Origin of the sequence: Mycobacterium syngnathidarum, assembly GCF_001942625.1 — a bacterium.
GTDB lineage: Bacteria > Actinomycetota > Actinomycetes > Mycobacteriales > Mycobacteriaceae > Mycobacterium > Mycobacterium syngnathidarum.
The window spans coordinates 272,742-299,083 of sequence record NZ_MLCL01000033.1 but is presented as its reverse complement, the minus strand read 5'-3'; the positions used below and the strand labels follow the sequence as shown (position 1 = coordinate 299,083).

General features: G+C 66.3%; 20 protein-coding genes. 7 read left to right on the top strand and 13 right to left on the bottom strand.

The window, feature by feature from the left end; genetic code table 11:
* Positions 1 to 249: 249 nt before the first annotated feature.
* The 6 genes from BKG60_RS11870 (at position 250) to BKG60_RS11845 (ending at position 7,159) form a co-directional block, all read left to right on the top strand.
* Positions 250 to 831: an HdeD family acid-resistance protein gene (locus tag BKG60_RS11870; RefSeq protein ID WP_070947237.1), complete on the top strand. Its 582-nt coding sequence runs from the start codon at positions 250 to 252 to the stop codon at positions 829 to 831.
* A gap of 90 nt (positions 832 to 921) precedes the next feature.
* Positions 922 to 2,415 (top strand): cytochrome ubiquinol oxidase subunit I, encoded by a 1,494-nt coding sequence (locus BKG60_RS11865; protein ID WP_070947236.1) that lies wholly within the window; start codon positions 922 to 924, stop codon positions 2,413 to 2,415.
* 15 nt (positions 2,416 to 2,430) lie between these two features.
* Positions 2,431 to 3,471 (top strand): cytochrome d ubiquinol oxidase subunit II, encoded by a 1,041-nt coding sequence (cydB, locus tag BKG60_RS11860; protein WP_070947235.1) that lies wholly within the window; start codon positions 2,431 to 2,433, stop codon positions 3,469 to 3,471.
* Positions 3,472 to 3,521: 50 nt separating this feature from the next.
* On the top strand, positions 3,522 to 5,075 hold the full coding sequence (cydD, locus tag BKG60_RS11855; protein ID WP_207553879.1) for a thiol reductant ABC exporter subunit CydD: 1,554 nt from the start codon (positions 3,522 to 3,524) through the stop codon (positions 5,073 to 5,075).
* The gene (locus BKG60_RS11850) at positions 5,062 to 6,594 is read left to right on the top strand and encodes an ATP-binding cassette domain-containing protein (RefSeq protein ID WP_070943730.1); all 1,533 of its coding nucleotides are present in this window, start codon (positions 5,062 to 5,064) and stop codon (positions 6,592 to 6,594) included. Before cydD ends, BKG60_RS11850 begins: the two co-directional genes overlap by 14 nt.
* A gap of 10 nt (positions 6,595 to 6,604) precedes the next feature.
* The gene (locus tag BKG60_RS11845) at positions 6,605 to 7,159 is read left to right on the top strand and encodes a DUF4190 domain-containing protein (RefSeq protein WP_120764886.1); all 555 of its coding nucleotides are present in this window, start codon (positions 6,605 to 6,607) and stop codon (positions 7,157 to 7,159) included.
* A 6-nt stretch (positions 7,160 to 7,165) separates the two neighbouring features.
* Here the strand turns inward: BKG60_RS11845 and BKG60_RS11840 are convergent, their stop codons facing one another.
* From BKG60_RS11840 to BKG60_RS11785, 12 genes are all read right to left on the bottom strand, one after another.
* Positions 7,166 to 8,038, bottom strand: a complete 873-nt coding sequence (locus BKG60_RS11840) for an acyl-CoA thioesterase II (protein ID WP_070943728.1) — start codon at positions 8,036 to 8,038, stop codon at positions 7,166 to 7,168.
* A gap of 15 nt (positions 8,039 to 8,053) precedes the next feature.
* Positions 8,054 to 9,472: a pyruvate kinase gene (gene pyk, locus BKG60_RS11835; RefSeq protein ID WP_070943727.1), complete on the bottom strand. Its 1,419-nt coding sequence runs from the start codon at positions 9,470 to 9,472 to the stop codon at positions 8,054 to 8,056.
* 27 nt (positions 9,473 to 9,499) lie between these two features.
* Positions 9,500 to 11,002 (bottom strand): glutamate synthase subunit beta, encoded by a 1,503-nt coding sequence (locus BKG60_RS11830; protein WP_070943726.1) that lies wholly within the window; start codon positions 11,000 to 11,002, stop codon positions 9,500 to 9,502.
* Positions 10,995 to 15,563: a glutamate synthase large subunit gene (gene gltB, locus BKG60_RS11825; protein WP_070943725.1), complete on the bottom strand. Its 4,569-nt coding sequence runs from the start codon at positions 15,561 to 15,563 to the stop codon at positions 10,995 to 10,997. The genes BKG60_RS11830 and gltB overlap by 8 nt, the downstream gene beginning before the upstream one ends.
* A gap of 85 nt (positions 15,564 to 15,648) precedes the next feature.
* The gene (locus BKG60_RS11820; protein WP_070943724.1) at positions 15,649 to 16,062 is read right to left on the bottom strand and encodes a DUF2752 domain-containing protein; all 414 of its coding nucleotides are present in this window, start codon (positions 16,060 to 16,062) and stop codon (positions 15,649 to 15,651) included.
* The gene (locus BKG60_RS11815) at positions 16,052 to 16,465 is read right to left on the bottom strand and encodes an NINE protein (RefSeq protein WP_070943723.1); all 414 of its coding nucleotides are present in this window, start codon (positions 16,463 to 16,465) and stop codon (positions 16,052 to 16,054) included. The genes BKG60_RS11820 and BKG60_RS11815 overlap by 11 nt, the downstream gene beginning before the upstream one ends.
* 27 nt (positions 16,466 to 16,492) lie before the next feature.
* Positions 16,493 to 18,979 (bottom strand): prolipoprotein diacylglyceryl transferase, encoded by a 2,487-nt coding sequence (gene lgt, locus BKG60_RS11810; RefSeq protein ID WP_070943722.1) that lies wholly within the window; start codon positions 18,977 to 18,979, stop codon positions 16,493 to 16,495.
* A complete protein-coding gene (trpA, locus tag BKG60_RS11805) occupies positions 18,976 to 19,764 on the bottom strand; it encodes a tryptophan synthase subunit alpha (protein WP_070188813.1) in 789 nt (262 codons plus the stop codon). Before trpA ends, lgt begins: the two co-directional genes overlap by 4 nt.
* Positions 19,761 to 21,026 carry a tryptophan synthase subunit beta gene (gene trpB, locus BKG60_RS11800; RefSeq protein WP_070188814.1) on the bottom strand — a complete coding sequence of 422 codons (1,266 nt, stop codon included), beginning with the start codon at positions 21,024 to 21,026 and terminating at the stop codon, positions 19,761 to 19,763. Before trpB ends, trpA begins: the two co-directional genes overlap by 4 nt.
* 37 nt (positions 21,027 to 21,063) lie before the next feature.
* On the bottom strand, positions 21,064 to 21,882 hold the full coding sequence (trpC, locus tag BKG60_RS11795; protein ID WP_070943721.1) for an indole-3-glycerol phosphate synthase TrpC: 819 nt from the start codon (positions 21,880 to 21,882) through the stop codon (positions 21,064 to 21,066).
* A gap of 83 nt (positions 21,883 to 21,965) precedes the next feature.
* Positions 21,966 to 22,574, bottom strand: a complete 609-nt coding sequence (locus tag BKG60_RS11790) for a TIGR02234 family membrane protein (RefSeq protein WP_070188816.1) — start codon at positions 22,572 to 22,574, stop codon at positions 21,966 to 21,968.
* Positions 22,571 to 24,130 (bottom strand): anthranilate synthase component I, encoded by a 1,560-nt coding sequence (locus tag BKG60_RS11785; protein ID WP_070943720.1) that lies wholly within the window; start codon positions 24,128 to 24,130, stop codon positions 22,571 to 22,573. The genes BKG60_RS11790 and BKG60_RS11785 overlap by 4 nt, the downstream gene beginning before the upstream one ends.
* A 72-nt stretch (positions 24,131 to 24,202) precedes the next feature.
* Between BKG60_RS11785 and BKG60_RS11780 the strand changes: the two genes are divergently transcribed.
* The gene (locus BKG60_RS11780; protein WP_165617741.1) at positions 24,203 to 24,658 is read left to right on the top strand and encodes a peroxiredoxin; all 456 of its coding nucleotides are present in this window, start codon (positions 24,203 to 24,205) and stop codon (positions 24,656 to 24,658) included.
* On the opposite strand, the gene BKG60_RS11775 is transcribed toward BKG60_RS11780, so the two are convergent.
* Positions 24,645 to 26,303, bottom strand: a complete 1,659-nt coding sequence (locus tag BKG60_RS11775; RefSeq protein ID WP_070943757.1) for a 2-isopropylmalate synthase — start codon at positions 26,301 to 26,303, stop codon at positions 24,645 to 24,647. The two genes, BKG60_RS11780 and BKG60_RS11775, sit on opposite strands and share 14 nt — an antisense overlap.
* Positions 26,304 to 26,342 lie beyond the last annotated feature (39 nt).

Sequence of the window (26,342 nt, the reverse complement as noted above, 5' to 3'; positions counted from 1 at the left end):
GGTCAAACGAGCCATCTCCAAACACCGAGCCAAAGGCGCCATCGACCGCACCAACTACACAACCACCATCACCATCGAAATCCTCGACGGTTGACAACAGGCCGCCCACGCTAACTGCGCGGCATTGACGTTAACGGCCCCCGGCCAGGGGTGCAGCGCCGGTAACGGAACCTTAACGAGCATGCTTCGACGCCACAGCCGTACCGTAAAATCCGTGTTCAGGGCCGCTGTGTATGCCACACTGCGACCATGGAAAGCACCGCTGCCCCAAGCCTGTTGCCGCACCTGTGGAAGTCTGCATTGGTCGGCGGCATCCTCGCGATCCTCCTGGGCATCCTCGTTTTCATCCGTCCCGGAGCAGCAATCTTCGTCACCGCCATCTTTTTCGGCGCCTATCTGTTGATCACCGGTATCTCGCAGCTCGTTCTGGCGTTCAGCATCCGTTCGTCGGTCGGCGGACGGGTGTTGCTGTTCATCGGCGGCGCGGCAGCTCTCGTACTTGCGGTGCTGTGCTTCATCAATCTCCAGAATTCGATCGACCTGCTGGCAATCTGGATCGGCGTCGGGTTCATCTTCCGCGGTGTCGCGACGGCGATGTCGGCAATCGGAGATCCCTCACTGCCGGGGCGTATCTGGGAGATCATCCTCGGCGTCGTCAGCGTCATCGCCGGCATCATCATGTTCGTCGCCCCGTTGGAGGGTTTGGTGGCCCTTACTCAGGTCACCGGCATCATCCTGATCGTGGTCGGGGTGTTCGAGGTGATCTCGGCCTTCGGAATCCGTAGCGACGCCAAGAAACTCGCCGCCGTCTCATCGCAGGGGCCGGCGTGACGTAACACACCGGTGAAGACCAGTGGCTGGCTCCCCAGCATCTACTACACTTCGTCGTAGATTGGTCTGAGACCTCGGAAGTAGGGCCAGATGGACGCTTTGGACGTATCGCGGTGGCAGTTCGGCATCACCACCGTCTACCACTTCATATTCGTTCCGCTCACCATCGGTTTGGCGCCGCTGATCGCCGTCATGCAGACGATGTGGGTGGCCACCGGCAACGACAGCTGGTATCGACTGACCCGATTCTTCGGCAAGTTGTTCCTCATCAACTTCGCGATCGGCGTGGCGACCGGCATCGTGCAGGAATTCCAGTTCGGGATGAACTGGAGCCAATATTCGCGATTCGTCGGCGACATATTCGGCGCCCCGCTCGCGTTCGAAGGCCTGGTCGCGTTCTTCGTCGAGTCCACGTTCATCGGATTGTGGATCTTCGGCTGGACACGGCTGCCCCGGGCCATCCATCTGTTCTGCATCTGGATGGTGGCCTTCGCCGTCAACGCGTCCGCCTTCTTCATCATCGCGGCCAACTCGTTCATGCAGCATCCGGTCGGAGCGAAGTACAACCCGGAGAGCGGACGCGCGGAACTGATCGATTTTGGTGCGCTCCTGACCAACAACACCGCGATCTGGGCATTCCTGCATGTAGTTGCCGGATCATTGCTCACCGCCGGTACGTTCGTCGCGGCGGTCAGCGCCTGGCTGATGGTGCGAGACCGGCGCCGGGAGGCTCGCGGCGAGTCGCTGGACACGTCGCCCGCCGACGCCGGAGGCGAATCCGCCGGGATGTACCGGCCGGCAACGATTCTGGGCAGCGTCGTGGCCTTGGCCGCTGTGGCGGTGTTGTTCTTCACCGGTGATGTTCAGGGCAAGCTCATGTTCGTCCAGCAACCCATGAAAATGGCCTCGGCTGAATCACTTTGCGATACAGAGACCGATCCGGACTTCTCGGTCCTGACCGTCGGCACGCACAACAACTGCGCCAGCGTGACCCACGTGATCGAGGTTCCCTACGTGCTGCCCTTCCTGGCCGAAGGCAAGTTCAGCGACGTCACCCTGGAGGGCGTCAACGACCTGCAGCAGGAATACGAGTCGCGGTTCGGCCCCGGCGACTACCGGCCGAACCTGTTCGTCACCTACTGGTCGTTTCGAGCCATGATCGGTCTGATGCTGATACCACTGGCGTTTGCGTTGCTGACGCTGTGGATGACGCGCGGACGACGGCTGCCCGATCAGCGGTGGTTCGGCACCTTCGCACTGATCACCCTGCCCACACCGTTCCTGGCCAACTCCGCCGGGTGGGTGTTCACCGAAATGGGTCGTCAACCCTGGGTGGTGGTACCGAATCCGACCGGTGACCAGATGGTCCGACTGACCGTGCAACAAGGCGTGTCGGATCATTCGGCCGGCACAGTGTTCTTCTCCCTCGCGGTGTTCACCCTGCTCTATGGGGTCCTCGCAGTCGTCTGGTTCTGGCTGATGCGGCGCTATGTGACCGAAGGGCCTCTGGAACACGATTCCGAGCCGGCGCCGCCCACACCTCCCGACGAGGACGAATCCGCCCCCTTGTCTTTCGCGTACTGAGAGGACTGATCTCAGATGGGACTTCAAGAACTTTGGTTCATCCTGATCGCCGTCCTATTCCTCGGATTCGTGGTACTGGAAGGCTTTGACTTCGGCGTCGGCATGCTGATGGCGCCGCTGGGCCGAGCAGGTGAGGGCGATCCGGAAAGCCGCAGGCGAGCTGTCCTGAACACCATCGGCCCGGTGTGGGACGCCAACGAGGTGTGGCTGATCACCGCGGGTGCGGCCATGTTCGCGGCCTTCCCGAACTGGTACGCCACTCTGTTCTCGGCGTTGTACCTTCCGCTGCTGGCGATTCTGTTCGGAATGATCCTGCGCATCGTGGGCATCGAGTGGCGCGGCAAGATCGATGACACCAAGTGGCGCAAGTATGCCGATCTCGGTATCGCCGTGGGATCGTGGTTGCCCGCCATACTGTGGGGTGTCGCCTTCGCAATCCTGGTGCGCGGCTTGCCTATTGATGCCGACCATCGGGTTCATGCCGGGATCGGCGACGTGCTCAACGCCTACACTCTGCTCGGCGGGCTCGCGACCGCCTCGCTGTTCGCGTTCTACGGTTCGGTGTTCATCGCCCTGAAAACCGCCGGGCCGATACGCGACGACGCATTCCGGTTCGCCAGGATGCTGACTCTGCCGGTGATCCTGCTGGCCGGCGGCTTCGGCCTGTGGACGCAGCTGGCATACGGCAAGCCGTGGACGTGGGTGCCGCTGGCAGTCGCGGTCGTCGCACTTCTGATCTCGGTGGCACTCATGTGGTCGCGGTCCCGAGAGGGCTGGGCGTTCGTCGCCACCGTGATCGTCGTAGCAGCCGTCGTCGCGCTGCTGTTCGGGTCGATGTACCCCCACCTGCTGCCGTCCACACTCAATCCGGAGTGGGGCGTCACGATCTACAACGGCTCGTCGACCCCGTACACGTTGAAGATCATGACGTGGGCGTCGTTGACGCTGCTGCCGCTGGTTCTGGTCTATCAGGGCTGGACCTACTGGGTGTTCCGAAAGCGCATTTCCGCGGATCGCATCCCGGCGCCCATCGGATTGTCACGGCGGTCGGTCTGAACCTCTGGCGCGCACTCGGCGTCCGCGGCGCCACCGGGTCGACGTCGGCGCTGCGACGCCATCTCCTGGCGACGGTGGCCTGCGGCGTAACCATCAGCGCCAGCACCATTGCCGCGGCCGTGGTGCTGGCCCACATCGTTGCCGCCATCATCACCGACCCGGGTTCGGCGAGCAGCCACGGTGCAGCCATCGTCGCCCTGAGCGTGCTGTGGGTGTTGCGTGCGGCCGCACAGTGGCTCCAGGGTCGATTGTCGCAGCGGGGCGCGACTGCGGTGATCGGTGAGCTCACCACCCAGGTTCTGTGCTCGGTGACCTCGTTGCCGCCAAGGAGATTGGCCGCCGACCGTGATGCTGCCGCGGCAGTGGTGACGCGCGGCCTGGACGGCCTGCGTCCGTACTTCACCGGCTATGTGCCAGCGGTGGTGCAGGCCGCGGTCCTCACGCCGGTGGCGGTGATCGTGATGGCCTGCTATGACCTGCAGGCCGCGGCGATCGTCGTGATCGCCCTGCCGTTGATCCCGATCTTCATGGTGCTCATCGGGCTGGTCACCGCCGAGCGTTCGGCGGCCGCGCTGGCCTCGATGACCACACTGCAGGCCCGTTTGCTCGATCTCGTGGCGGGGATCCCGACACTGCGGGCTGTCGGCCGCGCCGCCGGATCAACCCAGCGGATCTCCGAACTGGCTGCCGCCCAACGCCGTTCAGCGATGGCAACGTTACGGATCGCGTTCCTGTCCTCGCTGGTTCTGGAGCTGCTGGCCACCCTGGGTGTGGCCTTGGTGGCGGTGAGCGTGGGTGTGCGCTTGGTATACGGCGAGGTGACGCTGGCGGCCGGGTTGACCGTCCTTCTGTTGGCGCCCGAGGTCTTCTGGCCACTGCGCCGGGTGGGTGCGGCTTTCCATGCCGCACAGGATGGCAAGACCGCCGCCGAGCAGGCGTTCCGGCTGTGCGATACGCACACACCGACCGAAGGCGGCGCGCACGTGCCCAATTGCGCACCGACGATCGAGTTGAGCGGTCTGGAACCGGCAATCGAACCCGGACGGGTCACCGTTCTCACCGGTGCCAACGGGACCGGGAAATCCACTGCGTTGCAAGCTGTTCTCGGATTGACGACGCTGCCGTCCGGCCCGGTGCGCGTCGACGGTGTCGATGTCGGTGACCTGGATCTGCCCGCGTGGTGGCGGCACATCGCCTGGCTTCCCCACCGTCCAGTCCTCATTCCCGGGACCGTCCTGGAGAACCTGGAACTACTAGGGCCACTGGATGATTTGGAGCAGGCCTGCCGCGACACCGGATTCGACGAGGTTCTCGGCGATCTGCCCGACGGTCTCAACACCCGGATCGGCCGTACCGGCGTCGGCTTGTCCCTGGGGCAACGACAACGGCTCGGTCTCACCCGGGCCCTCGGGTCGTCCGCACGGCTGCTTCTGCTCGACGAACCCACCGCCCACCTCGACGCCGCGCTGGAGCAGCGAGTGCTGCGAGCTGTGGTCGCCCGCGCCCGCGCCGGTGCCACGGTGGTGGTGGTCGGGCACCGGGATCCGGTCCTGTCCATTGGCGATCGGGTGATCACGATTGGCGCTGCACATGTTTCGACGTGATCCTCTGCTGCGCCTGACAGTGGACCTGCTGCGACCGCGGTTGGGTCGATTGATCCTGGCCAGCGTCCTCGGTGTCCTTTCGCTCGGCAGCGCGTTGGCCCTTGCCGGTGTCTCGGCGTGGTTGATCACCAGGGCCTGGCAGATGCCCCCGATCCTGGACTTGTCGGTGGCCGTGGTCGCGGTGCGGGCGCTGGGGATCTCGCGCGGCGTCCTCGGGTACTGCCAACGACTGGCGGCCCATGACACGGCGCTGCGGGCAGCGGCCAATGCCCGCACCGGCCTGTACCGCAAGCTCGCCGCCGGGCCCGACGATGACGCGATGCGGCTGCCCAGCGGTGAATTGGTGGCCCGGGCCGGCAGCTCGGTCGACGAACTGGCCGACGTGGTGGTGCGTTCGGTGTTGCCGATCGTCGTTGCCGTAGTGCTCAGCACTGTGTCGGTCGGCGTCATCGCGCTGATCTCACCGGGCGCCGCGGCGGTACTGGCCCTTTGCCTGGTGATCGCCGGGGCCTTGGCCCCGGCGATCACCGCCCGCGCGGTTGCTGCTGCGGAATCGGTTGCAGTTCAGCACCGTAGTGACCGCGATGCTGCCGCCATGCTGGCACTGGAGTACGCCCCCGAGTTGCGCGTGAGCGGACGTCTCGACGAGGTGATCGCCGGCGTGCAGCGCCGCCACCGTGACTGGGGCCAGGCCACCGACCGCGCCGCCTCGCCCGCAGCACTGGCCGCCGCCATGCCCAGTCTCGCCATTGGCGCCAGTGTCCTGGGCGCCGTAGTCGCCGGCATCGCATCAGCCACCACGACGGCGCCGACCACGCTGGCGATCCTGATGTTGTTGCCGTTGTCGGCCTTCGAGGCCACCACCGCCCTCCCCGAGGCCGCTGTCGGACTCACCAAGTCCCGCATCGCCGCCCGCCGTCTCCTCGAACTCACCCAACCTGACCCCGCGGCCCGCCGGCGGCCAGAGGTCCCCCCGGTCGACCTTCCCGCCGGCGGACGCCTCGCCGTCATCGGCCCGAGCGGCTCAGGCAAGACCACGCTGCTGATGGCCATGGCTGACAAGCTCAACGGAAACTCCAGGCGTGCAGCATTTTTCGCCGAGGACGCGCACATCTTCGAAACCACGCTGCGAGACAATCTCCTCGTGGTCCGCGGGGACGCCACCGATGCCGAACTGCACTCCGCGCTTGACCGTGTCGGCCTGGCCGATTGGGTGTCCGGCCTGCCCACGGGTTTGGCAACGGTACTCGAAGGTGGCCACACCGCGATGTCGGCCGGGCAGCGCCGTCGACTGCTCCTGGCCAGGGTACTGCTGTCGGATTTCTCGGTCGTCCTGCTCGACGAGCCCACCGAAAATCTCGACGCCGGCGACGGAAGACGGATACTCGCCGAAATCCTCACTCCCGGTGACTGGTTCGGCGCAGATCGAGCAGTCGTCGTAGCCACCCATCACCTTCCGGACACGCTCAACTGCCCCGTCGTCCGTTGCCCACAACCAGGCACCGCCATCGGCGAGTAGCCTCACAGACATGACCGACGAGCGATCCACCCCGCCCGGGTCTGACGAGCCCCAGCCGACCGGACCTCCCCCGCCGCCGACATATCCCTACGGCCCGCCTCCCGGCGCATATCCCGGCCCCTACCCACCGACGGCGCCGTACGGCGGGTACCCGATGCAAACCCCGCCGCGTGCCCCCGCCAACGGTCTGGGCATCGCGGCACTCGTCGTCGCGATCTTCGCCCTGCTGTTGACGTGGTCGGTGATCGGCGGGGTGATGTTCGGCGTCACTGCCGTGATCCTCGGATTCCTCGCCCACGGGCGCTACCGACGCGGCGAAGCCACAAATGGCGGAGTCGCTGTCACCGGAATCGCACTCGGTGCCGTGGCTTGCGTGTTGTCCCTGGTGTTCATCGGCATCTGGGTGCACTTCGGGCAACGCTGGTTCGATGAGGTCGGCGGGCGCGACTACATGCATTGCCTACAGCAGGCCGGCGACGACACCGCGGCCCAGCAGCGTTGCGAGAAAGAGTTCGAGCGGCGGGTCGAGGATTCCTTCGGCGTGACACCGACCCCTGACCGCTGAGCGGGCTCACGCCTTGGCGGCACCGGGGAAGTACTTGACGATGCCCTCTTGCACCACTGTGGCCACCAAGTGACCCGAGGCGTCGAAGAAGTGGCCCGTGCCCAGCCCGCGGGACTCGGCCGCCACCGGCGACGTGGTGGAGTAGAGCACCCACTCGTCGAACTTGACGGGCCGGTGAAACCACACCGAATGATTCATCGTCACCGCGAAGATGCGATCGAAACCCCATGACAACCCGTGCGTGGTGATGATCGAATCGAGCACCGTGGTATCTGACGAGTACACCAGCGCCGCACCGTGCAGAACCGGGTCGTCGGGCATCACGCCTTCGGTCTTGAGCCACACCCGGTTGTGGTCGAGCTTGCCGCCCTTGTCCCGCATCACCCAGGACGGATCGTTGGTGTATCGCCATTCGATCGGGCGCAGCGCCTCGACGAACAACGGGACCGTCTCCTCGTAGCCGCGAAGAAGTTCATCGATCTTGGGCAGCGTGTCCGGGTGAGGAACCTCCGGTGCCGGCACGTTGTGCTCCAAGCCGCGGCCGGCGTTCATGTACGACAGCATCACCGTTGTCAGCAGGTTGCCGTCCTGCATGACGTCGATGCGGCGGTTGGCGAACCGGCGCTCGTCACGCAGGCGCACGACGTGGAACTCCAGATCCTTCTCCGGATCGCCACCGGCGATGAAGTGCGCATTCAACGCACTCGGCGAGAGTTTGTGCGCCAGTGTGCGGCCGCCGGCGACGAACGCCTGCGCGATCATCTGGCCACCGAAAGTGCGCACCGGGTTCTTACTCGGATGCGAGCCGATGAACAGATCGTCATCAATGCGATTCAGATCGAGAACAGCCAGCAGCTCCTCGAAATCCGGGTGTGTCAAGGAAACCCTTTCCCGTTAGACGTCGTCCTCCCCGATGCGGTGCACATGGATCAGATTCGTGGAGCCTACTGTGCCCGGCGGAGCGCCCGCCACGATGACCACCAGCTCGCCACGCTTGTAGCGGCCGAGGTCGAGCAGCGATTTGTCGACCTGACGGATCATGTCGTCGGTGTTCGACATCTGCGGCACGATGAACGTCTCGGTGCCCCAGGTGAGCGCCAGCTGGCTGCGCACCTCGGGTAGCGCGGTGAACGCGAGCACCGGAAGCGGTGTGTGCAACCGGGCCAGGCGGCGCACCGTGTCCCCGGACTGGGTGAAAGCGACCAGCGCCTTGGCGTCCAGCCGCTCGCCGATGTCGCGGGCCGCGTACGAGATCACGCCGCGCTTGGTCCGCGGAGTGTGGGTCAGCGGCGGCACTGTCACCGAGTTGTCCTCGACCGCCTTGATGATGCGTGCCATCGTCTTGACGGCCTCCAGCGGGTACTTGCCGACGGAGGTCTCGCCGGACAGCATCACCGCGTCGGCACCGTCGAGCACCGCATTGGCGACGTCGGAGGCCTCGGCCCGGGTAGGCCGGGAGCTTTCGATCATCGACTCCAGCATCTGGGTGGCGACGATGACGGGTTTGGCGTTCTCCCTTGCCATCTGGATGGCGCGCTTCTGCACGAGCGGCACCTCTTCGAGCGGCAGTTCAACGCCGAGGTCGCCGCGCGCCACCATGATCGCGTCGAACGCCAGCACGATGGCCTCGAGGTTCTCGACCGCCTCGGGCTTCTCCAGCTTGGCGATCACGGGGACGCGCCGACCCACCCGGTCCATCACCTCATGGACCAACTCGACGTCGGCGGGTGACCGGACGAACGACAGCGCGACCAGATCCACACCGAGTCGCAGCGCGAACTCGAGATCCTCGATGTCCTTTTCGGACAGTGCCGGCGCCGTCACGTTCATACCCGGCAGGGACATGCCCTTGTTGTTGCTGACAGGGCCGCCCTCGGTGACCGTGCAGACCACGTCGTTGCCGTCGATCGCATCGACCTTCAGACCGACATTGCCGTCGTCGACAAGCACTCGATCCCCCGGCCGGGCGTCCTCGGCCAACCGCTTGTAGGTGGTCGACACCCGGTCGTGATTGCCCTCACAGTCGTCGACTGTGATCCGCACCGACTCACCGGTGGCCCAGTAGGTCGGCCCGTCGGCGAACCGGCCCAACCGGATCTTGGGACCCTGCAGGTCAGCAAGCACGCCCACGGCGTGACCCGTGGCATCCGATGCCGCCCGCACGTGCTTGTAGGAAGCTTCGTGGTCGGTGTAATCACCGTGGCTGAAGTTCAGCCGGGCGACATCCATCCCGGCCTCCACCAGGGCCCGCACCGTCTCATCAGTGCTGGTAGCGGGACCAAGCGTACAAACGATTTTTCCGCGTCTGCTCACGTCATGTCAGCATAGTCGTTAATCGATTCAGACGACGCTCAGAGGCAGTGTGCCGGGCCGCACCGGCGAGGGCAGATCCGACTCGCCCATCAGGTAGGCGTCCACGGCGTGCGCCGCGCTGCGCCCTTCCGCGATGGCCCACACGACCAGCGAGGCGCCCCGATGCGCGTCACCGCAGACGAACACGCCGGGAGCATCGGTCTGCCAGTCCGAACCACACGACACCGTGCCGCGCCGGGACAACTTGAGGTTCAACCCGTCGAGCAGGGCCATGTGCTCGACGCCCTCGAAGCCGATCGCCAGTAGCGCGAGGTCGCACGGGATCTGCAACGACTCACCCACCGGGATGATCTCGCGGCGCCCGTCGGCATCCCGGGCCACCCGGACCTCGGCGATCTCGATGGCGCGCACATGGCCGTTGTCATCGCCGATGAATCTCTGCACGGCCACCTCGAAGCGGCGGGCACCGCCTTCGGCGTGCGCGGGGGAGGTACGCAACACCAACGGCCACGTGGGCCACGGGGAGAGTTCGTCGTCGCGGGCCTCCGGCGGCTCGGCGTTGTAGTCGAGCTGAGTCACCGACGCCGCACCCTGACGGTGCGCGGTACCCAGGCAGTCGGCACAGGTGTCACCCCCACCGATGATCACCACGTGCTTGCCCGCTGCCGAGATCGACGCGGACGCGTCACCCTCGCATTCCCGGTTGGCCGGCACCAGATGCTCCATCGCCAGATGCACGCCGTCGAGTTCGCGGCCGGGCACATCGTTGTCGCGGCCCCGCAGCGCCCCTACCGCCAGCACGACCGCCTGGTGACGCTCACGTAACTGCTCGACCGTCAGGTCGACACCGACCTCACATTCGGTGACGAACCGGGTGCCCTCGGCGCGCATCTGGGCCAGACGCTGATTGAGCACCGACTTCTCGAGCTTGTACTCGGGGATGCCGTAGCGCAACAGCCCACCCACCCGGTCGTCCCGCTCGTAGACGGTGACGTCGTGGCCGGCACGGGTGAGTTGTTGTGCGGCAGCCAAACCCGCCGGGCCCGAGCCGACAACCGCGACGCTCTTGCCTGTCGAGATGGCGGCCGGTGCAGGTTCGACGGTGCCGTTCATCCAGGCATGATCGGCGATGGTCTGCTCGATCCGTTTGATCGTCACACTGCCGCCGGTCTGCTCCTCGGCGATCGACAGCACGCAGGCCGCCTCACACGGCGCCGGGCAAAGCCGCCCGGTGAACTCCGGAAAGTTGTTGGTGGCGTGCAGGCGATCACTGGCCGCATCCCAGCGCCCACGCCGCACCAGGTCATTCCATTCCGGGATCAGGTTCCCCAACGGGCAACCCGCCTTGCCCGAGTGGCAGAACGGGATCCCGCAATCCATGCAGCGACGGGCCTGCTGCGACACCTCGCCGGCCCGCTCGTTGGGATCCTCACGCTCGTACACCTCGCGCCAGTCCCCCACCCGCTCATCGACCGGTCGCTTGGCGGCCTCGATCTTGGGAACCCGAAGAAATCCGGTCGGATCAGCCACGGCTGGCCTCCATGATCGCGCTGTCCACATCACGGCCCTCGGCCTTGGCCATCCGGGTCGCCTGCAGCACACGCTCGTAGTCGGTGGGCATTACTTTGGTGAATTGCGCGCTGCGCCTTGGCCAATCAGCCAGGATCGAGCCGGCCAGCGTGCTACCGGTGTGGCGCGCGTGATCGGCCACCACCGCGTGCAACCAGGCCAGATCCTCGCCTTCCGGTCGCTGAAGTTGCACCATTTCGGTGTTGACCCGAGCCGGGTCCAGACCGAGCACGAAGGCGATACCGCCGGACATGCCGGCGGCGAGGTTGCGTCCGGTCTTACCCAGGATCACCACCCGGCCGCCCGTCATGTACTCACACGCGTGATCGCCCACGCCCTCGACGACGGCCAGAGCCCCGGAATTGCGGGCGCAGAACCGCTCCCCCACCCGGCCGCGCAGGAACACCTCACCCGAGGTGGCACCGTAGAGCAGGGTGTTGCCTGCGATGACGTTGTCCTCGGGTAGGAACAGCACATCCTCAGGGGGCCGCACGATCACCCGGCCGCCCGAAAGCCCCTTACCCACATAGTCGTTGGCGTCACCGACCAGCTCCAATGTCACACCAGGAGGTAGGAACGCCCCGATGGACTGGCCCGCCGACCCCGTCAAAGTGACGTGAATCGTGTTGTCGGGCAACCCCGCCGCACCGTAGCGTCGGGTGACCTCTGCCCCCAGCAGGGTGCCCACCGTGCGGTTGACATTGCGTACCGGAAGCTCAAGCCGCACCGGGTGTGCGTCTTCCAGAGCCCCCTCGGCAAGCTGGATCAGGGTTTGGTCGAGCGCCTGATCGAGCCCGTGATCTTGGCCGCGCGTGCGACGCCGCTGGGTGAGCTCGCTGCCCTCGGAACCCGCGGGCAACGTGAAGATGGGGCTGAGATCGAGTCCACGGCTCTTCCAGTGCGCCACACCGGGATCGGTATCGAGCACCTCAGCGTGACCGACCGCCTCGTCGATGCTGCGGAAACCCAGCTCGGCCAAGTAGCGGCGGATGTCCTCGGCGACGAACGTGAAGAAGTTCTCCACGAATTCTGGCTTGCCGTTGAACCGTGCCCGCAATTCCGGGTTCTGAGTGGCCACACCGACCGGACAGGTATCGAGGTGGCACACGCGCATCATGATGCAGCCCGACACCACCAGCGGCGCAGTGGCGAACCCGAATTCTTCGGCACCGAGCAGGGCTGCCACAATCACGTCACGCGCACTGCGCATGCCACCGTCGCACTGCACCGTGATCCGATCACGCAAACCGTTGAGCACCAGGGTCTGCTGGGTGTCGGCCAGCCCGATCTCCCACGGCGCCCCGGCATGCTTGAGCGACGTCAGCGGCGCCGCGCCGGTACCCCCGTCATACCCGGAGATCAACACCACATCGGCGTGCGCCTTGGACACCCCCGCCGCAACCGTGCCGACCCCTACGCTGCTGACCAGCTTCACGTGGATCCGTGCGTCGGCATTGGCGTTCTTCAGATCGTGGATGAGCTGAGCCAGGTCCTCGATCGAATAGATGTCGTGGTGCGGAGGCGGCGATATCAACCCGACACCGGGCGTGGAGTGCCGGGTCTTGGCGATACTGGGGTACACCTTGTAACCCGGAAGCTGGCCTCCCTCACCGGGTTTGGCCCCCTGCGCCATCTTGATCTGGATGTCGGTGGCATTGACCAGGTAGTCGCTGGTGACACCGAAGCGGCCCGAGGCAACCTGCTTCACTGCGCTGCGCCGGCGCGGATTGTAGAGGCGGTCTACATCCTCCCCGCCCTCACCGCTGTTGGACCGCCCACCGAGGTTGTTCATGGCGATCGCCATGGTCTCGTGGGCCTCCGCCGAGATGGATCCGTAGCTCATCGCACCGGTGTTGAACCGCGTCACGATCGACTCGACGGGCTCGACCTCCTCCAGCGGAACCGGAGGCCGCAGCCCCTTCTTGAACTCGAACAGGCCGCGCAGCGTCCCACCTTGCCGGGACAGCCGGTCGACCTCGGCAGAGTATTCGGCGAAGATGTCCCGACGTCCGGTGCGGGTCGAATGCTGGAGCAGGAAAACCACTTCCGGAGTGAACAGGTGCAGCTCACCCTCGCGGCGGAACGCATACTCACCACCGACCTCGAGGCGACGGTGCACCCGCTCGGTGGGGTTCTCCGGGTAGGCCCGCCGATGCCGGAGCTTGACCTCCTCGGCCAGCACATCGAGGCCGATTCCACCGAGCTGGCTGCTGGTGCCGGTGAAGTACTCGTCGACGACGTCGCGGCTCAGCCCGATCGCCTCGAAAACCTGGGCGGCAGTGTAGGACGCGACCGTCGAAATGCCCATTTTGCTCATCACCTTGACCACGCCCTTGCCCAACGCCTTGACGTAATTGCGCACAGCGGCGCCGGTTTCGATACCGGTCAGCTCACCCTCGCGGATCAGATCCTCGATCGACTCGAAGGCCAGATAGGGATTGACAGCCGCGGCGCCATATCCGATGAGCATCGCGATGTGATGGACTTCCCGGGCATCGCCGCTTTCCACCACCAACGCCACCTTGGTGCGTTCCTTGGTGCGGACCAAGTGATGGTGCACCGCCGAAACGGCAAGCAGTGACGGCACCGGAGCTCGGGTGTGGTCGGAATCCCGATCCGAGATCACCAGGGTGTGTGCGCCTTTGGCAATCGCCTCGGTCGCCCGCATCTGCAGGTCGTCGAGCGCTTCGGCCAGCCCTTCCCCACCCCGCTCGACATCGTAGAGCGCGCGCAACACGGTGGTACGCAGGCCCGGATGCTCGCCGTCATCGTTGATGTGGACGATCTTGCTGAGCTCGTCGTTGTCGAGAACCGGCCAGCGCAGGACGATCTGGCGACATGACGCCGCAGAAGGTTCCAGCAGGTTCTCCTCGGGGCCCATCACGCGAGCCATCGAGGTGACCACCTCTTCGCGAATCGCGTCCAAAGGCGGGTTGGTGACCTGGGCGAACAGTTCGACGAAGTAGTCATAGAGCAGCCGTGAGCGCTTGGAGAGCACCGCAACCGGGGTATCGGTGCCCATCGAACCGAGCGGCTCCCCACCCGAGGCCGCCATCGGTGTCAAAAGGATCCGCAGCTCCTCTTCGGTGTAGCCGAACGCGATCTGCCGACGCACCACCGACTCATGATTCGGCTGGCTGCGAGACCGCTCGGGCAAGGTGGCCAGATCGAGAAGTCCGGCATGCAGCCACTCACCGTAGGGTTCGGCCGCAGCCAGCTGCTCCTTGATCTCGTCATCGGGAATGATTCGCCCAGCCGCCGTGTCGACCAGGAACATCTTCCCAGGCTGCAGCCGGCCCTTTGCGACGATCTCGCCCGACGGCACGTCGAGCACACCGCTCTCGCTGGCCAGAATGATCCGGTCGTCGACCGTGCGCCACCACCGGCCAGGGCGTAAACCGTTGCGGTCCAACACCGCACCAACCACCGTGCCGTCGGTGAACGTAACACAGGCCGGCCCGTCCCACGGCTCCATCAATGAGGCGTGGAACTTCCAGAACGCACGCTCTGCGGCATCCATGGTGGTGGCGTTCTCCCACGCCTCCGGGATCATCATCAGCACCGCATGCGGCAAGCTGCGCCCGCCCAGATGCAACAGTTCGAGCACCTCGTCGAAGGACGCCGAGTCGGAGGCGTCGGGGGTGCAGATCGGCGACAGCCGGCTCAGATCACCGGGAATCCGTGCGCTGGCCAGCAGGGCCTCACGGGCGTGCATGCGGTTGCGGTTGCCGCGCACGGTATTGATCTCGCCATTGTGGGCGACGAACCGGAACGGGTGCGCCAGCGGCCAGGACGGGAAGGTGTTGGTCGAGAAACGACTGTGCACAATCGCGATCGCGCTCATGCAGCGCTCGTCGCGCAAGTCCGGAAAGTATTGCGGCAGCTGCATTGTCGTCAGCATGCCCTTGTACACGATGGTCCGGCTCGACAGCGACGCAAAGTAGACCGCATCGACGCCCGTGCCTTGTTCGGCCCGCTTGCGTAGCGGATATACCTTGCGGTCGAGCTCGATCCCGCCGGCCCGGACCCCACCGTTCTCCGGTGCCGCGACGAACAGCTGCGCCATGTACGGCATACAGCCCAGCGCCGTCTTACCGATCTCCGCGCCCTCCGGATCGACCGGAACCTCCCGCCAGCCCAGCACCTCCAGGCCTTCCTCGGTGGCCAAAGCCTCGATGCGGGCGCGGGCGACACTGCGCGCATCCTCGTCCTGCGGCAGAAAACAGATGCCGGCGGCAAAGGTGTTGCTGCCGTCGGGTGCCGGACCGGGGAGGGCGAAGTTGACCAGGTCGCGCAGCAGTTCGACCGGCAGCTGCAGCAGGATGCCGGCGCCGTCACCGCTGTTGGGTTCGGCCCCGGCAGCACCGCGGTGTTCGAGATGTTCAAGAGCGGTCAGGCCATCAGTGACGATGCCGTGGGAGCGGCGGCCCTGGATGTCGGTGATCATGGCCACGCCACAGGAATCGGCCTCATTGGCAGGGTCGTAGAGTCCCTGCGCATCTGGCAATGCCGAAAACAGCACTTGATCGCACCTCCGCAAGTCCGGAACATCCTGGTCCCGGGACTGCACCGGCCCGAATTTTCAGTGTATCAGCGGAGATGGGCCACTACTGGGCGGTTAACGTCGGGACCAGCGGGAACCCTGGCAGGTTCCGCACCACTGTCCAGACCACCAGCGCCACCACGATCGTCGCTACGGCCGGCCACGGGAAAAGTGTCTTCCCCAGCCGCCACCGCACCAGTATCCACACAGCCAGTGCCGGCAGGCCGACCAGGGCGAATACGTTGTCGACGATCGCTGCACCCACGTCGCCGTGCAACAGGTCATGGGTCATCCGCAACCCACCACAGGCCGGGCAATTCCATCCGGTCAGGGTCTTGAACGGGCATGCCGGGAACAGAAAGCCCGGGCGGTGCGGGTCGGCCAACCCGATGTACGCCAGGACACCGGCACCGAGCCCGCCGGTGGTCACCAGCGAGAGCCGTCCCGCCGTCGTGTCGACGAAGCCGTTACGTTCCATCACGGAGCGGACGCCCGTAGGGGTCGCGGACTTTGTCGGTGAGGATCAGGACGGCGTCGACGATCCCCCAGATGACGGCGCCCAGACCGCAGGTGACCAAGCCCACGACCAACTGGGCGACACCCAGACCGGTCTGGCCGATGTAGATGCGGCCGATTCCGACCAAACCGAAAAGCCCGAGCAGCTGCAGCAGACCTGCGACCACCTTGGACTTGTCGGAGAACGGTTCGCCAGTGATCGGATGGCGGCCGTACGGCGCACTCGGATCCCCATACGGCGACGGGTACGGCGCGTAACCGGGAGGTGGCGGCGGATACCCCGCAGGCGGCGGGTAGCCCGGCGATGGGTAGCCGGCCGGCTGCGGGCCGCTGGACGGATCTGGGGACTGAGAAGGATCAGTCATACAGCCAGGATGCCAGAGCGCCGGCTATTAACGGTTCCGCCGGAACCAGCGCCGCACTCGGCCACCGCGCTTGGCCTGCTCGGGCTGCTCTGCGGGTGCCGGGGACGTGGCTCCTGCCTCGTCCACCGCATCGCCCTCGTCGGCGTCTTCCGCTGTTTCGGTCTCCGACTCTGAAACGGCGTCGGCTTCAGCCTCGTCCGCCTCGGATTCACCTGGCACGTCATCGCTGTCGGCATCGGTGTCGCCCGGCTCAGCAGCCTCAGACTCCTCGTCGGCGTCGGCGTCGGCAGTATCGGTGACGGTGTCGCCGTCTTCGTCCGCCTCAGGCTCGTCGGTGGGTTGGTCAGCGGCGATCTCGTCGGCAGCATCCTCGGAGCCGGCTTCCGCCTCGCCTTCGGCGTCCGTGGGCTCCTCGACGGTCGCCGACTCGGCCTCCTCATTCGCCGCTTCCGGGGCTTGCTCGCCGGCTCCAGATTCCGCCTCGATCGACTCGTCGTCGGCCTCGGATTGGGCCTCGTCTGTCGCTTCCTCGGTGGCGTCGGCCTCGGCTTCCTCAGCCTCGTCGGCAGCACCCTCGGAGTCGGCGTCCACCTCACCTTCGGCGACGGTGGGCTCGTCGTCGGTCACCGACTCGGCCTGCTCATCCGCCTCTTCGACGTCATCCTCCGCGGCGGCCACCGGCTCCGCCTCGGCTAGAGCCTCAACGCCGTCTGACGCTTCTTCAGGGACGTCCGCCTCGGCGTCCTCAGCCTCGTTGGCAGCATCCTCGGAGTCGGCGTCCACCTCACCTTCGGCGACGGTGGGCTCATCGACAGCCTCAGCCTCAACGCCGTCTGACGCTTCTTCCGTGACGCCGGCCTCGGCTTCGGCGTCAGACTCAGGCTCGCCGCCCGACTCTTCCGTGACGTCGACCTCGGCGTCCTCCGCCTCGTCGACAGATTCGTCGGCAGCACCCTCGGAGTCGGCGTCCACCTCACCTTCGGCGACGGTGGGCTCGTCGTCGGTCACCGACTCGGCCTGCTCATCCGCCTCTTCGACGTCATCCTCCGCGGCGGCCACCGGCTCCGCCTCGGCTAGAGCCTCAACGCCGTCTGACGCTTCTTCAGGGACGTCCGCCTCGGCGTCCTCAGCCTCGTTGGCAGCATCCTCGGAGTCGACTTCCGCCTCGTCTTCGGCGACGGTCGACTCGTCGGTCACCGACTCGGCCTGCTCATCCGCCTCTTCGACGTCATCCTCCGCGGCGGCAACCGGCTCCGCCGCGACTTCGGCCTCAACCTCGTCTGACGCTTCTTCCGTGACGTCCGCCTCGGCTTCCTCAGCCCCCGCTTCGTCGGCAGATTCGTCAGCAGCACCCTCGGACTCGCCCTCAACGTCTTCGGCCGGTTCTTCCGTGACGTCGGCTTCTACGCCAGTCGGCTCGACAACCTCGGCGTCCTCGTCCTCAGGCTCCTTGGTGATCGCCTTCAGCTCGATCGCCGCAGCGGCCTCGGCTCCATCGTCTTCGCTGGCGCCGACCTCGTCCGGATGCATGTGGTCGGCATCTTCGTCATCGTCTTGGCCTGCCACCGCTGCCGCCGCGACGACGCCGGTGGTCGCGGCCGCTCCGACAAGCTCCTTGCCGAGCTCATCGACGGTCGACTCGTCCTCATCACTCTTGCCGGCCAACGTCGCCGGATCATCCCGGCCCTTGGTCGCCAGCATGATGTAAACGACGGCACCGATGAACACGAAAGTCGAGGTGAAGGTGTTGACGCGGATACCGGCGAATTCCGTCGCCGGGTCGCTGCGCATCAACTCGACCATGAAGCGGCCCGCACAGTAGCCGGCCACGTAGAGCGCGAACAGCCGGCCGTGGCCGAGCTTGAACTTGCGGTCAGCCCAGATCAGCAGTGCGAATACCAGGAGGTTCCATAGCAATTCGTACAAGAAGGTCGGATGGACCACGCGTAAGACCTCGCCGGTCGACACTCCGTTGAGGTCGTCGGGGATGCCGGCAGCGTTGAGCCGTCTGTAGATCACCAGGCCCCACGGCACCGTGGTGTCGCCGCCGTACAGCTCTTGATTGAAGTAGTTGCCGAGCCGGCCGATGGCCTGCGCCAAGATGATTCCGGGTGCGATGGCATCTCCGAAGGCCGGCAGTGGAATGCCACGCGTGCGGCAACCGATCCAGGCTCCGACGCCACCCAGTGCCACCGCGCCCCAGATGCCAAGGCCGCCCTGCCAGACCTGGAAGGCGGCGCCGAGCCCTTTGCCGCCGGGCCCGAAATATGTGGGCCAGTCCGTCATGACGTGGTACAGCCGGCCACCTACGAGACCGAAAGGCACTGCCCACAAAGCAATGTCATAGATGACGCCGGCTTGGCCGCCGCGCGCCTGCCAACGCCGGTCGCCGATCACCAGTGCGGCGATGATGCCCACGATGATGCAGAGCGCGTATGCGCGGAGCGGCACCGGGCCCAGATGCCAGACACCCTGTGACGGGCTGGGCAAATACGCGAGCACGGTAGTGGTCAAGCTGAAATCCTCTGCCTAACGCCGGTAGCCAGTTCTTCGGTGAGGCGACGCACTGCGTCCAACCCCTCACTCAGGGCCGACACCAGAGCCGACCCGACGATGACGCCGTCGGCGTAGGCGCCGATCTCCGCGGCCTGCCGACCGGAGCGCACACCCAGTCCCACACCGACGGGAATGTCGGAGACTTCCTTGACGCGGCGCACCAACTCCGGCGCCGCATTCGAGACGACATCGCGGGCCCCGGTGACGCCCATCGTCGATGCGGCGTAGACGAACCCACGCGAAGCATTCACGGTGTTGGCGAGGCGCTCATGCGTCGAAGACGGGGCGACCAGAAAGATGCGGTCCAGATTGTGTTCCTCGGCTGCGGCAATCCAGTCGACGGCTTCCTCGGGGATCAGATCCGGGGTGATCAGACCGTATCCACCGGCGGAGGCCAGGTCGCGGGCGAACGTGTCAACGCCCTTGCGCAGCACCGGATTCCAGTACGTCATCACCACCGCGCGGCCCCCGGCGTTGCTGATCGCCTCGACTGCGGCCAGAGTGTCGCGGACCCGCACGCCGCCGGCCAGAGCAGCCTCGGTGGCGGCCGCGATCGTCGGCCCATCCATCCCGGGATCTGAGTAGGGCACCCCGACTTCCACGAGGTCACAACCGGATTCGACCATCGCCGTCATCGCCGCGATGGATGTCTGCACGTCGGGGTACCCGGTCGGAAGGTAGCCGATCAGTGCGGCACGGCCCTCGGCGCGGCAGCCGTCGAACAACTCCGCCAGCCGGCTCATCCCGCACTCCCCTCATCGAGCAGTCCGAACCACTTGGCCGCCGTCTCGACGTCCTTGTCGCCGCGTCCGGACAAGTTCACCACGATGATCGACCCGCTGCCCAGTTCCGGCCCGAGTTTGAGGGCACCGGCCACCGCATGAGCCGACTCGATCGCCGGAATGATGCCCTCTCGACGGCACAGCAGCGAGAACGCGTCCATCGCCTCGGTATCGGTGACCGGCCGGTACTCGGCACGGCCGATGTCTTTGAGGAAGGCATGCTCAGGTCCGACACCCGGATAGTCCAAACCGGCCGAGATGGAATGCGATTCGATCGTCTGGCCGTCCTCGTCCTGCAACAGGTAGGAGAACGATCCCTGGAATGCGCCGGGCGAGCCTCCCGTGAAGGTCGCTGCGTGCCGGCCCGTTTCCACCCCGTCGCCCGCGGCCTCGAAGCCGACCAGGCGCACGGCCGGATCGTCGATGAAGGCGTGGAACACGCCGATGGCGTTCGAACCGCCGCCGACACACGCGGTGACCGCATCGGGTAACCGACCGGCCTGATCGAGGATCTGCGCCCTGGCCTCCATGCCGATGACCCGCTGGAAATCACGCACCATCAGGGGGAACGGATGCGGACCGGCCGCTGTCCCGAAGCAGTAATAGGTGTCGTCGGCATTGGTGACCCAATCCCGGAACGCCTCGTTGATCGCGTCTTTGAGGGTCTTGGACCCGGCCTCGACCGAAACCACGGTGGCGCCTAGCAACCGCATCCGCGCGACGTTGAGGGCCTGGCGGGCGGTATCCACCGCGCCCATGTAAATGATGCATTCCAGACCCAGCAGGGCGCACGCGGTGGCGGTGGCCACCCCGTGCTGGCCGGCGCCAGTCTCGGCGATGACGCGAGTCTTGCCCATCTGCCGCGCCAGCAGCGCCTGCCCCAGCACGTTGTTGATCTTGTGAGAACCGGTGTGGTTCAGGTCTTCTCGCTTGAGGAAGATGCGTGCCCCACCGGCATATTCGGCCAGCCGGGTCGCCTCGTACAGCGGGGACGGCCGACCGCTGTAGTGCCGCTGCAACCGGTCGAGTTCGTCGAGGAACGCTTGGTCGCCGCGGGCTTTCTCATAGGCTGCGGTGACCTCTTCGATCACCGCCATCAGCGCCTCGGGGACCAACCTGCCGCCGTAGGAACCGAAATGTCCCCGTGCGTCGGGATCGTGAACGGTGGGTTCGGCCACGCCTGCGCTGGTACGAGGCAACTCCGGCCCCGCGAGATCCGCCATCAAAGTGTCTTTTCGTGCAAGCGGCTCATTGACTGGTTCAGCGAGCCGGTTTCGGGCAGGACGGGTGCGTACCGGCGGTGACCAGATCAGCGACCGCGCTGCGGGGATCCCCGCTGGTCACCAGGCCCTCACCGACCAGCACGGCATCTGCACCCGCGCCGGCGTACGCCAGCAGGTCAGCGGTTCCCCGGACACCGGACTCGGCCACCCGGATGACGTCGCTGGGCAGGCCCGGCGCGATCCGCGCGAAGCAGTCGCGATCAACTTCCAGGGTCTTGAGGTCGCGGGCGTTGACACCGATCAACTTGGCGCCGGCCTGCAACGCCCGGTCGGCCTCTTCTTCGGTATGCACCTCGACCAGTGCCGTCATCCCGAGCGATTCCGTGCGCTCCAACAGCGATTCCAGCACCGACTGCTCGAGCGCCGCCACAATGAGCAGCAACAGGTCGGCGCCGTGCGCCCGAGCCTCATGGATTTGGTACGGCTTGACGATAAAGTCCTTGCGCAGCACCGGAATTGACACTGCCGCCCGCACCGCGTCCAAGTCGGCCAGTGAGCCGTTGAACCTGCGCTGCTCGGTGAGCACGCTGATCACCCGTGCCCCGCCGGCCTCGTAAGCCTGTGCCAGCTGCGCCGGGTCGGCGATGTTGGCCAACTCGCCGCGGGACGGACTCGCCCGTTTCACCTCGGCGATCACGGCAATTCCCGGCTCCCGCAACGCAGCCATCACGTTGAGCGGCGGAGGTGCGTCCTGGGCCCGCGCCTTGATATCAGCCAGGCTGATAACGGCCTCGCGGGCGGCAACGTCGGCGCGGACTCCCTCGATAATGGAGTCGAGCACTGTGGCCGAACTCATCGCCCGTCGGTTCCTTTCTGGTGCCTCCGGGCCGGTCCCGGTTGCCCTCCCTCGAAGGGTAGCCGTCGCCACACCTTCACCATTCACCGGCCCTTATTGTCCGGATCACCGCCGTCGCGGGTCGGATCCTGACCCTCGTCCAGCGCATCCCAGAGCATCCGCTCCGACATCGGCTCGCCACTGTCGGTGCTCTTGGCCGCCGCACGCCGAGCCGCCGGCGCCGCATAACGCCCTGCAACGCTGCGCTTCGCACTGTTGGCCGACCGCATGAGCAGCACCGCCCCAGCCAGCGCACACACTGCGGCGACCAGGGTCAGCACTGCACCCCCGTGGGAGCGGCTGGTCGCGGTCAGCTGCGCGAGCGGCAGTTCGGCCAGGTCAGCGGCTCGCACAGCGACGTCCTTGATCACCCACAGGCTGATTGCCAGGTAGCCCATGCCCGCACTGGCGACGGCGATCAGCAGCGCCAGCAACCGCAACGCCCAGCCGCGCACCGCCAGGGCGGCCACCGCGGCAGCCAGTACCAGCAACGCCAGCGGGATCAACGCGGTGGACCAGGAAGCACCCGTCAGCGTCGTGGTTTTGGGTTGGCCGAGCCCGTCCGCCGAGTTCACCTGAACCCAGGTCATGCGCGACGCCACCCACAGCGCCACCGCCGAGACGACGAACAGCGCCTGCGCCGCCCGTGTCACGGCTCGGCCAATGTGTCAGCAGCGGCGATGGCGTTGAGCACGGCTTTGGCCTTGTTGGCCGATTCGTTGTACTCGTAGGGCCCGTTGGAATCTGCCACGACGCCCCCGCCGGCCTGCACATAGGCCGTGCCGTCGCGCATCAAAGCCGTGCGGATGGCAATCGCGAAGTCGGCATTGCCCGCGAAATCGAGGTACCCCAGCACGCCGCCGTACAGGCCGCGTCGGGTCTTCTCGACCTCCTCGATCAACTCCATGGCCCGCACCTTCGGCGCCCCCGACAAGGTTCCCGCCGGAAAGCAGGCCGTCACCGCGTCGAGCGCGGTCTTGCCCTCGGCCAGCTCGCCGGTCACCGTGGACACCAGGTGCATGACGTGGCTGTAGCGCTCGATGTGGCTGTAGTCCTCGACCCGCACGGTGCCCGGGCGGCATACCCGCCCCAGGTCGTTGCGGCCCAGATCGACCAGCATCAGGTGCTCGGCGCGTTCCTTCTCGTCGCCCAGCAGTTCCTTTTCCAGCAGCACGTCCTCTTCTTCGGTGCCGCCGCGCCACCGGGTTCCGGCGATCGGGTGGGTGGTGGCCCGCCCGTCCTTCACCGTGACGAGTGCCTCGGGGCTGGAGCCGATGACCGAAAAGTCAAGCCCGCCATCGGCATCGGGGACATTCAGCAGGTACATGTACGGGCTGGGGTTGGTCACCCGCAACATCCGGTAGACGTCGATGGGATCGGCGGCGGTGTCCATCTCGAACCGCTGCGACGGCACCACCTGGAACGCCTCGCCGGCCTCGATGTCGCCGACCAGTTTCTCCACGATCGCCGTGTACTCCTCCACGGTGCGCTGAGCGCGGTGCTCGGGCGCGGGCCGGCTGAACGTGGCCACCGTCGACGGCAGCGGCTGCCCGAGGGCTGCGGTCATCACATCCAGCCGAGCCACCGCGTCGTCGTAGGCCTCATCGACGCGCTCGTCGGTCCCGTTCCAATTCACCGCATTGGCGATCAGGGTGATGGTGCCCTCGTGGTGGTCGACGGCGGCGATGTCGGTGGCCAGTAGCAGCACCATGTCGGGCAGGCCGAGGTCGTCGACCGCCAGCTCCGGGAGCCGCTCCAGCCGGCGCACCATGTCGTAGGCGAAATACCCCACCAGCCCCGACGACAACGGCGGCAGGTCCGGCACCGCCTCGGTCTGCAGCAGATCCAACGTGGCCCGCAGTGCGGCCAGCGGTTCGCCGCCGCTGGGCGCGTCCTGGGGCGCGGTGCCCAGCCACACGGCTTCGTCGTCGCGAACCGTCAGCGCCGACGGGGCGCCGGCACCGATGAACGACCAGCGCGACCACGAGCGACCGTTCTCGGCAGATTCCAGCAGGAAGGTACCCGGACGGTTGGCGGCGAGCTTCCGGTAGGCCGACAACGGCGTCTCGCTGTCGGCCAGCACCTTGCGGGTCACCGGGACGACGCGGTGCTCGGCTGCCAGCGCCCGGAAATCTTCGCGCGACGTGGTTACCGCAAGCGATATGCCCGCGCCGGAGGTTCCGGGCGCGTGGGGGGCTGTGGTGTGCACGCGGACAATTCTCCCAGATCGGGGCCGCGGCTCTGCCATGCAGACGGCGTACCGTAGCGATCCATGACATCCCTGAAGACGGGTGACACCGTTGCCGAGTTCGAACTGCCGGATCAGACCGGTGCGATCCGCAGCCTGACCAGCCTGCTCGCCGACGGCCCGGTGGTGCTGTTCTTCTATCCGGCCGCAATGACTCCGGGATGCACCAAGGAGGCCTGCCATTTCCGGGATCTGGCCGGCGAGTTCGCCGCGGCGGGCGCGAACCGGGTCGGCATCAGCACCGACCCGGTCGCCAAGCAGGCCAAGTTCGCCGACATCCAGAACTTCGACTACCCGCTGCTCTCAGATGCCGATGGCAAGGTGGCCGCGCAATTCGGGGTCAAACGTGGCCTCCTCGGCAAGCTCATGCCGGTCAAGCGGACCACGTTCGTCATCGACACCGACCGCACCCTGCTCGGGGTGATCTCCAGCGAGATCAGCATGGACACCCACGCCGACAAAGCGCTCGAGCTGCTCAAGGCGCGTTGACCGCCCGCAGCACCGCCGCCATCGACGCCGCGAGCACCGAGTCGCTGCGTCCGCACGCCCAACCGGTGCGACCAGACGCGCGGTACTCCAGGTAGCTGACGGCGGCGCTGCCGATGGATTGCTGGGTCAGGCTCAGCACCTCGATCGGATAGCCGATCTCGGCGAGTGCGGCACGCAGCGCGTCCACCGGGCCGATTCCACGATGGCTGCTGGCCGCGGTGCGCCCGTCGCAGACCAGGGTGATGTCGGTGACCGCGGCGGCACCATCGCCGCCGGTGCGCCAGTCTTTGAGCTGCACCGGCCCCGACGTTTCCAGGTAGGTCGACTCGAACAGCTCGAAGAGCTCGGCAGCGGTGACTTCCGCGCCGCTTTCGTCGGTGTGGTCCTGGACATGGCGGGCGAACTCGATCTGCAGCCGTCGCGGCAGCTCCAATCCGTACTCTGCTGCCAGCAGGTAGGCGATACCGCCCTTGCCGGATTGCGAATTCACTCGAATCACCGCGTCGTAGGTGCGGCCGAGGTCAGCCGGGTCGATCGGCAGATACGGCACCCGCCAATCGATTTCGTTCTCCGGCTGCCCGGTGGCGGCGGCCCTGGCGCGATGCTCGGCGAAACCCTTCTTGATCGCGTCCTGATGCGTTCCGGAGAACGCCGTGTGCACCATGTCGCCGACGTAGGGATGACGCTCATGGATCGGCATGCGGGTGCAATGGCTGACCGTACGCGCGATCTCGTCGATGTCGGAGAAGTCGATCATCGGATCGACGCCCTGCGCATGCAGATTCAGCGCCAGTGTGGCGATGTCGACATTGCCGGTGCGTTCCCCGTTGCCGAACACGCAGCCTTCCACTCGCTGTGCGCCGGCCAGCACCGCCAGCTCGGCGCAGGCGATGCCGGTGCCCCGGTCGTTGTGCGGATGCACGGAGAGGATCACGCTGTCACGGCGGGACACGTTGCGGTGCATGTACTCGATCTGATCGGCGTACACGTTCGGCGTGGCGATCTCGACGGTGGCCGGCAGGTTCAGGATGACCGGACGTTGCGGGCTGGCCTGCCACAGCTCGGTGACGGCGTCACACAGCTCCAGCACGTAGTCGGGCTCAGTGAGGTTGAACACTTCTGGGGAGAACTCGAACCGCACATTCGGCATGCCGTCGGTGCACTCGACGACATCACCGGCGCCGGCCAGGATCAGGTCACGTAATGCGGTGCGGTCCTTGCCCAGGACGACGTCGCGCCAGGTGGGTGCGGTGGCGGTGTACATGTGGATGACGACGTCGTTGCGGATGCCGCGCACCGAGTCCACGGTCCTCTCGATCAAGTCGCGTCGCGCCGGGACGAACACCACGATGGTGACATCAGGCGGGGCGATGTCGGATTCGGCCAGCAGCCGCACAAAGTCGAAGTCGGTCTGCGAGGCGGACGGGTATCCGACCTCGATCTCCTTGTAGCCCATAGCGACCAGCAATTCGAAGAAGCGGCGCTTGCGGTCCGGGTCCATCGGCTCGGCCAGCGCCTGATTGCCGTCGCGCAGGTCCACTGGCACCCACAGCGGCGCGGCATCGATGCGCGCCGTGGGCCAATCGCGTTGGACCAGTGGGACTTCGACACGGTCATAGACACTGGCGTAGCGGTGCGAGGACATTTGAGAGTGCCGCTGCCGGTTCCAGGCCGGCGCGGTCGC

Excerpts from the sequence above, each read along its gene's own strand:
- BKG60_RS11870 (WP_070947237.1), top strand. The coding sequence starts at position 250 with ATGGAAAGCACCGCTGCCCCAAGCCTGTTGCCGCACCTGTGGAAGTCT.
- BKG60_RS11865 (WP_070947236.1), top strand. The coding sequence starts at position 922 with ATGGACGCTTTGGACGTATCGCGGTGGCAGTTCGGCATCACCACCGTC.
- cydB (WP_070947235.1), top strand. The coding sequence starts at position 2,431 with ATGGGACTTCAAGAACTTTGGTTCATCCTGATCGCCGTCCTATTCCTC.
- BKG60_RS11850 (WP_070943730.1), top strand. The coding sequence starts at position 5,062 with ATGTTTCGACGTGATCCTCTGCTGCGCCTGACAGTGGACCTGCTGCGA.
- BKG60_RS11845 (WP_120764886.1), top strand. The coding sequence starts at position 6,605 with ATGACCGACGAGCGATCCACCCCGCCCGGGTCTGACGAGCCCCAGCCG.
- BKG60_RS11820 (WP_070943724.1), bottom strand. The coding sequence starts at position 16,062 with ATGGAACGTAACGGCTTCGTCGACACGACGGCGGGACGGCTCTCGCTG.
- BKG60_RS11815 (WP_070943723.1), bottom strand. The coding sequence starts at position 16,465 with ATGACTGATCCTTCTCAGTCCCCAGATCCGTCCAGCGGCCCGCAGCCG.
- trpA (WP_070188813.1), bottom strand. The coding sequence starts at position 19,764 with ATGAGCCGGCTGGCGGAGTTGTTCGACGGCTGCCGCGCCGAGGGCCGT.
- trpB (WP_070188814.1), bottom strand. The coding sequence starts at position 21,026 with ATGGCGGATCTCGCGGGGCCGGAGTTGCCTCGTACCAGCGCAGGCGTG.
- trpC (WP_070943721.1), bottom strand. The coding sequence starts at position 21,882 with ATGAGTTCGGCCACAGTGCTCGACTCCATTATCGAGGGAGTCCGCGCC.
- BKG60_RS11775 (WP_070943757.1), bottom strand. The coding sequence starts at position 26,303 with ATGTCCTCGCACCGCTACGCCAGTGTCTATGACCGTGTCGAAGTCCCA.